This is a genomic window from Brevundimonas sp. UBA5713 (genome assembly GCF_002419815.1).
In the GTDB taxonomy this organism is placed as follows: domain Bacteria; phylum Pseudomonadota; class Alphaproteobacteria; order Caulobacterales; family Caulobacteraceae; genus Brevundimonas.
This window is the reverse complement of the sequence record NZ_DIGV01000002.1, coordinates 1-7,744: the sequence shown is the minus strand read 5'-3', so window position 1 is coordinate 7,744 and position 7,744 is coordinate 1. Positions and strand designations below refer to the sequence as shown.

The window sequence follows — 7,744 nt, the reverse complement described above, 5'->3', positions numbered from 1 at the left end:
AAAGAACTTTTCGACCCGACCGAACCGGCCGGAGCCGCTTCGAAGGAGGCGGGTATCTACCGATCCCCCGTCTCCGTGTCAACCCGATCTTTCGATCTTTTTCAGAGCGCCTTCTAAAGAAGGAAGTCCGAAAACCTCAAACCCAGTCCGTCGCGGTGAAGCGCCGAAACTCTAGTTTGAGAGATTGGCAGTGGCTGCGAACCGATCCGAGGAAGTGGCCGCCGCCGTTGATGTGTATGTAGTGAGCCCTCCCCCGAAGCTCAAGCGTTGAATCGCCTATTGTGCAAATGATCCACAGCGAGGCGGCCTTTGGGGATGAATTCTAGCTATTCCAACGCCAAATGCGGCAAAACCCATGCAGATTGTGGCGCAATAACGCTGTAACGGCCTCATTCAACCTCTTAGAGGCGGATGTTTGAGACCGCACAGCGCGTGAATCGGTCCGATCAGAACGATTCCAGCGAGGAATCCGAACAAATGCGCCTCCCAGGCGACCCTCGCCGAGTCTCCAGCCAGAAAACCACCGGCCAACCCGACCAGAACCGTGACCGCCAGCCACGCGACAGCGCTGCGGATCACCATTGGATGGAAGAGCGGAATCAGAATGCCCGGTCCCGCCATCAAGCGAAGCGAGGCACCGATCAGGCCGAACAATGCGCCCGATGCGCCAATCATGGGAATCGCGCTGCCCATATTTACCGCCGCATAGCCCAAGGCACCGGCAATGCCGCACATTATAAAGAGCGCAATCCACGCAAGCGGAGCTACGCCACGCGACAGATCGCGGGCGACGGGCGCGCCAAAAGCGATGATTCCAACCGAGTTCATAAGCACGTGCATCCAACTGCCGTGCACAATCATATGCGTGATCAAGCCGGTGTAGTGGCCCTGCCCCAGATCGGTCGAGCGGAAGCCGAGAATATTGGCTGCCTGATTCACGTCTCCCTGCACCGCATAAAGCGCGACCAACCCGACCGCCGCCAACATGGGCAGGAAGGGAATGTTGAACATCGGCTCTTTGGCACGCGGTGACATCGGATCGGTAGGCGTATCTTGCATCGTTTATGGATGGACGAGCGACCGCCCGATCACAAGCACCGACTGCTGTTCCGTTTTGATGGCACGCCCGTTGCTGCGCCTTCGGCAAGAAGCGGGAAAGATGTACCAATGCGGTTCAACCCTAGATTTTTGGCTGCGCTAACGGCCCTAGGACTGGCCCTGAACGGGGCCTGTGTCCTACCTGTGCTGGCCCAATCGGGCGGCGGCAGCGCCATGGCCCCGTTTCAGGCGGGATATGGCGCAGCGCGCTATACCACCGCGCGTCCGAACAACGGCTCGACCCGTGATGCCAACGGCAACCGCCTGATCGTCAACGGCATCATTCAGGCCGGAGCCAGCAGCTATTCCAGCGGGGCCGCCTCAGCCACAGCCGGTGCCGGTGCCGGTGCCAATGCCGGTCAGTCCGGCCAGGGCGGCACGGCCATCGGCGGTGCCACCGCCATCGGCAACAGCCTGAACGTCGTGGTTCAGGGCAGCCGCAACACCGTCGTCGTCAACTCCAACCAGACCAACACCGGCAATGTATCGGCGGGCACGGTCCTCAACGGCACATTGGTCTTCCCATGAAGTTTCTGTTCTCCCCCGCATCCAATATCCTTGGCGTGTTGGCGGCTGGCCTGACCTTGTCAGCCTGCGTTAGTCCCACTGCGGGATCGTCGGGCTATTACGCCAGCCCAATTGGCAATGCGCCGGTGACGGCGAACCCCACGCCCTATTCGACGGCGCTATATTGTCTGGCCGACTATGCGCGTCGCTATAACCTCCCCTCGCCGCGCATGGCTGTGGGCCGCATCAGCGATTACACCGGCACCATATCTTCTGACGGCGGGCGCCAGATCACCCAGGGCGCATCCCTGATGGCCAACTCTGCGCTGGCCAAGGCTGGCGCACGTCTGGTCGAGCGTTACGACACCTCGGTGTCGGAGCTTGAGCTGCGCTATGCCAATAACCGCCTGATCAGCGACGACCAGCCGAACGGCCAACCCGAAGAGGCAGGCTATCGCCGCATTCTGGCCGGACAGGTGCCCGGCTCGGACTTCTATATTGTCGGCGGCATTACCGAGGTGAACTACAACATCCGCTCGGCAGGCTTTGATGCGGCCATGGGTCAGGTGAAAAACAATGGCGGATCGGGCCTGCTGACAGGCCGTGTCTTTGTCATGAATATCGCCATCGATCTGCGCATGGTTCAGACCACCACCTTGGAAGTGGTGGATGTGGTCTCCTACCAAAAGCAGATCATCGGCCGCGAGATTTCGGCGGGCGTGTTCGACTTCCTGAACGGCAATGTGTTTGACATCTCAGCCGGTGGCAGCGGTCTGGAGCCGGTGCAGCTGAGCGTGCGGGCCTTGGTCGAGCGCGCGACGGTCGAGTTCATGGCCAATCTGTACGGGGCCCCCGGCCCCGAAATCTGCCTCAGCCCCGAAAACGACCCGCTGGGCCCCACGGCTGTGGGCGCGACGGGCGGCTACTACCCCACCTATCCCAACACGGACACGAACAATGGCCAAACCCGCGCCGATCCGTCTCGCTGGCACGATCGCCGTGACAGCGCTGTGCGCCGCGCTGGCCAGTAAGGCCGCCGCGCAGGACGGCTCGGTCGTCCTGAACGAACAAATCCAACTGGGCGAGGTCCTCAGCGGCCAGACCCTGAACGTGGTCGATGCGCGCCAACAGGTGACGGTGAACAATGCCGCCATCGGCAACCGCATCATCGGCGGCACCGAAGGTCAGGATCTGGCTTTCCGCAATCGCCAGACGGGCTTTGCCGCCGCTGTCACCCAAACACGTCTGAACATGGCGGGGCAAGGCAATGGCCGCACCACTGTGGTAACGCAGGCGCGGGTGAACGACACCTCGGTGGCGGCCAATAATGCGCGTCTGGCCCTAGACAGCGAACAGGCGGCCTACGGAGCTGCCCGCGCTGCCAGTGCGTTGGACAATCCTGATGCCCACCATCTGAACGGCATCGCCATGACCTCGGCGGCCTATAGCAACAGCCTGCATGCCGGTGGCCGCAATACAGTCGTAACCGGCACTGTACGCCAGTTGGCTACACAGGCGACCGTGGCCGAGACCTATGCCCCCGCCCGCTATGTGCCCGGCCCGTCGCAGTTCCATGCCGAGGCCACCACCAATAATGTGCAGATCGCTGGCACCGGATCATCGGGCCAGCGCATCGCCGTTACTCAGGACAATCAGGCCTGGACCAGCGCCAGCAGCGTCTCCAGCCTCGCCAATGCCCATCAGGCAGCGACGACCGCATCCGCCGCAGGCAACCGCGCCGCACTATATAATGCAGGCGGCTCTCAGGTCGTCGGCATTGAGCAGACCAGCCATGGTCAGGTCACCAGCCGCGCCCGCACCTTTGCCTATGACTATGGCGACCTGCGCGCCTTGGCCGACGGCGTGGGCAACGAGGCGACGGTCGGCAATGCCGACATCTGGGTCGAGGTCGACAACCGCCAGATCAACACCGGCGGGGTTCAGGTCGAAGCCGACCTGCGCGGGCATAATGGTTATGACGCCTATATCGGGGCCAATGCCACCGGCAACAGTGTGACGGGATATGCCTGTTCCGACTGTGGCGGCGTGGTGCGCGCCACCAACAGCCAGATCAACCAGGGTGCCGTGAGCGCCACGGCTACCTCGACCCTGACCGGCAACAGCCGCGCCCTGATCACCGGCACCACCGCCACCGGTAATGCCGCCAGTTTCTATGTGACGCGTCCGCAGTAACGGACGCTGTGGAGGCCGTAATCCCGGCTTTCTAAATTTAAAGTCACATTTCATCGGTTGTCCGGCCGGACAACTGCTGCAACATTTCCGCGAGTACGGAGCTTGATTGGCTTCGACATTTTTTGTGACCGTCCCACAAAGGACGGTCGCACACTCGCAAAGGTTGCCCATGTCCCTTCGTCGCCCCGTGCGCACAGTGCTGATTTCCGCTGCTTCGACGCTGGCTCTTCTAACGGCTTCCGGCCTGCCGCATCTGGCCCATGCCGAAGCGCCCGCCGCCGCCGCGCAAACCCCAGCTCCGTCTGCCAAGCCGTGGGCGCACGAAGCCAGCGATCTGGCGCCTGACAGCCGCCTGCGCTTTGGCCGAATGGCGAACGGCATGCGCTATGTCATCATGCGCAACGCAACCCCGCCCGGTCTGGCGGCCATCCGCCTGCACATCAATGCCGGTTCGCTGAACGAGACAGACGAGCAAAAGGGTCTGGCCCACTTCACCGAGCACATGCTGTTCAACGGCACCGAAAACATCCCTGAAAACGAGATGCTGCGTATCTTGGAGCGTCTGGGTCTGGCGTTCGGCGCAGACACCAATGCGGGAACCAGCTTCGATCAGACCTACTACACCCTGAACCTGCCGCGCGCGGATGAAGAGGTGGTCGGCACCTCCATGCGGATACTGCGCGAACAGATGTCACGCGCCCTGATGCGTACCGAAGACATCGATGCCGAGCGCAATGTGGTGGTAGGCGAGGCCCGCTCGCGCGATACGCCGGGCTTCCGCAACCTCAAGGCCCAACTGGCCCTGCTGGCACCGAACCAAAAGGTCGGCGACCGCATGCCCATCGGCGATCTGGATGTGATCCGCACCGCACCGGCGCAACGCTTCATCGACTTCTACCGCGCCTATTACCGCCCCGAGCGCGCGACCATGATCGTGGTCGGCGACTTTGATCCGGACTTTATGGAAGGCCAGATCCGCACCGCCTTCGAAGACTGGACCAATACGCACCCAGACGGTGCCGAACCCGATCTGGGCAAGCCGGAACCGCGCGGTACCACGGCCAGCGTACTGGTCGAGCCGGGTGTTGATTCCTCGGTCAGCCTCTATTGGATCAAAGACTACGAAGAAAAACCCGACAACCGCGCCAACCGCCGCGAAGCCACCCTGCGAAACCTCGGTTTCGCCGTGCTGAACCGTCGCCTCGGCGAGATGTCGCGTCAGGATGATCCGCCGTTCCGCGGAGCCAGCGGCGGGGCCAGTGACTTCCTGAAGTCTTTCGAGGCCACATCGCTGTCGGCTTCGTTCAATCCGGGCGGCCTGCCGCGCGCCCTGCAGACACTGGAGCAGGAAAAACGTCGCTTGGTCGAGTTTGGCGTCAGTCAGGTCGAACTGGATCGCGAGATCGCCAACATCCGCACCGCTTTGCAAAATGCTGTGCAAGCCGCAGATACCCAGCAAACCGGTGCCCTGGCCGCCGGCCTTCTCAATCACGTCAATGGCGACAGCATACCAACCTCTCCTGCGGATGATCTGGCGCTGTTTGAAGAGGTGGTCGCCTCGCTGGACGTGGCCGAGATCAACCGTCTGCTGACCGAGACGCTGCAAGGCTATGGCCCGCTGGCACTGGTCTCTACGCCGGTGCCCATCGAAGGCGGCGAAGCAGGCGTGGTACAGGTGCTGGAAGACAGCCAGCGCGTCCCGGTGACTGCGCGTGAAGTCGCCGCGCGGCAAGAATGGACCTATACCGATTTTGGCACCCCGACCGCGCCGGTCACGACGGGTCACTTCAATCAGGTTCAGGCCACCTATTACACCTTCCCCAACAACGTCCGTCTGATCGTCAAACCTACCGATTTCACCCAGAACCAGATCCTGATCTCACTGGCCACCGGTGTTGGCGACTTGGGCCTGCCGAAGGACAGCTACAGCCCGCTGAACATCGCCAGCAATGTTTTCACCGCGGGCGGTGTGGGCAAGCTGAGCGCCGATGAACTCAGCAATGTTCTGACGGGCCGCACCTACAGCGTCGGCTTCGGCGTCGGCGAAGACCAGATTTCGATGTCGGGCGCTACCCGTCCGCAAGACCTGGAACTGCAGCTTCAGGTCATGGCCGCCTATTTTACCGATCCTGCCCTGCGACCCGCCCCGCTCGAAAGGCTGAAGGCCGCATATCCGCAGATTTTGGAGCAGTCGCGCGCCACGGTCGGCGGGGCCCTGAGCATGGAGGTTCCGGTCATCCTCAGCCAGAATGATCGCCGCGCGGGCCTGCCGACGGTCGAAGAGGTTCAGTCCTTCACTGCCGACCGGATCAAGGCCGATGTGGTCGACGCCCTGTCGGCTGGCCCGATCGACATCACTATCGTCGGCGATGTGAAGCCTGAAGACGCCATCGCTGTAGTGGGCAAGACCTTCGGGGCGCTGCCGACCCGCTCCGCCCTGCCTCAACCGGCAGAGGGGTCCGATCAACGCGCCCTGCCCGCCCCGCGCGCAGAGCCGTATCGCATCACCCACAACGGCCTGCCCGAACAAGCCGGCGCGGCTGTCTACTTCAAGGGCACCGACAATTTCGGTGATCGCCGCGAGGCCCGCCGCGTGGCCCTCATGTCCGAAGTGCTGAGCTTGCGCGCACTGGAAGAAATCCGCGAAAAACAGGCCCTGACCTACTCGCCCAGCGTCGGCTCCACCTCGTCCAGCACCTATCGTGACTATGGCTACATCGGCATCGTCGCCGAGGTCGACACCGCCCGGGTGGCCGACTTTTACGCCGCCGTGGACAAGGTGATCGACAGCTTCGCCGAAAACCCTGTCACCGATGACGAACTGGCGCGGGCCCGCACCCCCATGCTGGAGCGTCACCGCCGCAGTCAGGCCAACAACGCCTTCTGGCTGGGTGCCTTGAACAATCTGCACCGCAAGCCGGAGAGCGAAGAGCTGATCGCCAACTTCATCCCGACGATCGAGAGCTTCACCGCCGCCGATATTCAAGATGCCGCGCGTACCTATCTGCAAAAGGACAAAACGATCCGTATCGACGTCCTACCCGCGGCGCGCTGATCCGGCGCTTTGATACAAAAAAGGCCCCGCTTTTCGGCGGGGCCTTTTCCTATCGCAGGGGTCGCGTCGATCAGAAAACGCGCCCGCCTACGCCCCCGTCCATCATCATGGATCCGGCCGAAATGACCGAACGCTCGACGATGTCCTCCCTGTACTCCGTATAGGTCTCTTCACGGACCAGCAGCAGCTCCTTCACGCCCGCTCCATAGCGGCGCAGCAGCGAACGCTCGTTGCAGTCGCGCGCCGGACGCTCGGGGCGGCACTCCAGCTGCTTGCCGTCATACCAAAGCGCCTGACGTTTGTTGCAGATCAGGGTCTCGCCCGGGCCACCGTCGATGTCGGTGATGGTGTATTGCAGCTTGGTGCCCGCGATGCAGCGATAGATCTCGCCATTATAGGTCCCCGCCACATCCTTGCCGGGGCGAACCTGCGAGGCCGGATGCGGCACATTACGGTCATCCAGGCAGACAGCCTGAATACGCACACGCTTTTCCTGACGGCGGGACATAACCACCGGCGTGCGGACGACTTCCGCCGCGCGGCCCTCGACGGACAAGCCCTGCGCCGTTAGCGGATAGGGCTGATCGACGTTGAAATAGGCCCCGCCGCCGCCACCGACGATGACCGTCGCACCGGCCCGCGCGCCCCCATAGGCCCGTGCCGATGCATTGGCGCTGGCGTTGGCATTGGCCGCCGCACTCACATTGTTGATGTTGACGTTGACGTTCAGGTTGCCGCCTCCGCAGCACACGACCGGCGGTGCAGGCGGCGCACAGCCATAGCAGCCCCCGCCCGTTGGCGGGCTGGGCGGGGTGCACCCCCCGCCGACACAGCCATGATAGGGCGGGACGGGCGGCGGCGCGGGCGGCTTGGGCGGGTGCCAGTTGGCGC

At 62.9% G+C, this 7,744-nt stretch carries 6 protein-coding genes; 4 read left to right on the top strand and 2 right to left on the bottom strand.

What is annotated here, in order from left to right:
- Nucleotides 1-393: 393 nt before the first annotated feature.
- Nucleotides 394-1,011, bottom strand: coding sequence for a rhomboid family intramembrane serine protease (locus B3B04_RS00090; RefSeq protein WP_292038486.1), 618 nt, complete (start codon nt 1,009-1,011; stop codon nt 394-396).
- 156 nt (nt 1,012-1,167) lie between these two features.
- On the opposite strand from B3B04_RS00090, the gene hfaA reads away from it, so the two are divergent.
- The 4 genes from hfaA (at nt 1,168) to B3B04_RS00070 (ending at nt 6,853) form a co-directional block, all read left to right on the top strand.
- On the top strand, nt 1,168-1,626 hold the full coding sequence (gene hfaA / locus B3B04_RS00085; protein ID WP_292038485.1) for a holdfast anchoring protein HfaA: 459 nt from the start codon (nt 1,168-1,170) through the stop codon (nt 1,624-1,626).
- Nucleotides 1,623-2,636 (top strand): holdfast anchoring protein HfaB, encoded by a 1,014-nt coding sequence (hfaB, locus tag B3B04_RS00080; RefSeq protein ID WP_292038483.1) that lies wholly within the window; start codon nt 1,623-1,625, stop codon nt 2,634-2,636. Before hfaA ends, hfaB begins: the two co-directional genes overlap by 4 nt.
- A complete protein-coding gene (gene hfaD, locus B3B04_RS00075; protein WP_292038482.1) occupies nt 2,563-3,798 on the top strand; it encodes a holdfast anchor protein HfaD in 1,236 nt (411 codons plus the stop codon). The genes hfaB and hfaD overlap by 74 nt, the downstream gene beginning before the upstream one ends.
- Before the next feature lie 169 nt (nt 3,799-3,967).
- Nucleotides 3,968-6,853 (top strand): M16 family metallopeptidase, encoded by a 2,886-nt coding sequence (locus B3B04_RS00070; RefSeq protein ID WP_292038480.1) that lies wholly within the window; start codon nt 3,968-3,970, stop codon nt 6,851-6,853.
- A gap of 70 nt (nt 6,854-6,923) precedes the next feature.
- Here the strand turns inward: B3B04_RS00070 and B3B04_RS00065 are convergent.
- Nucleotides 6,924-7,744 (bottom strand): hypothetical protein (locus B3B04_RS00065; RefSeq protein ID WP_292038477.1); only part of this gene is annotated, 821 nt, incomplete at its 5' end.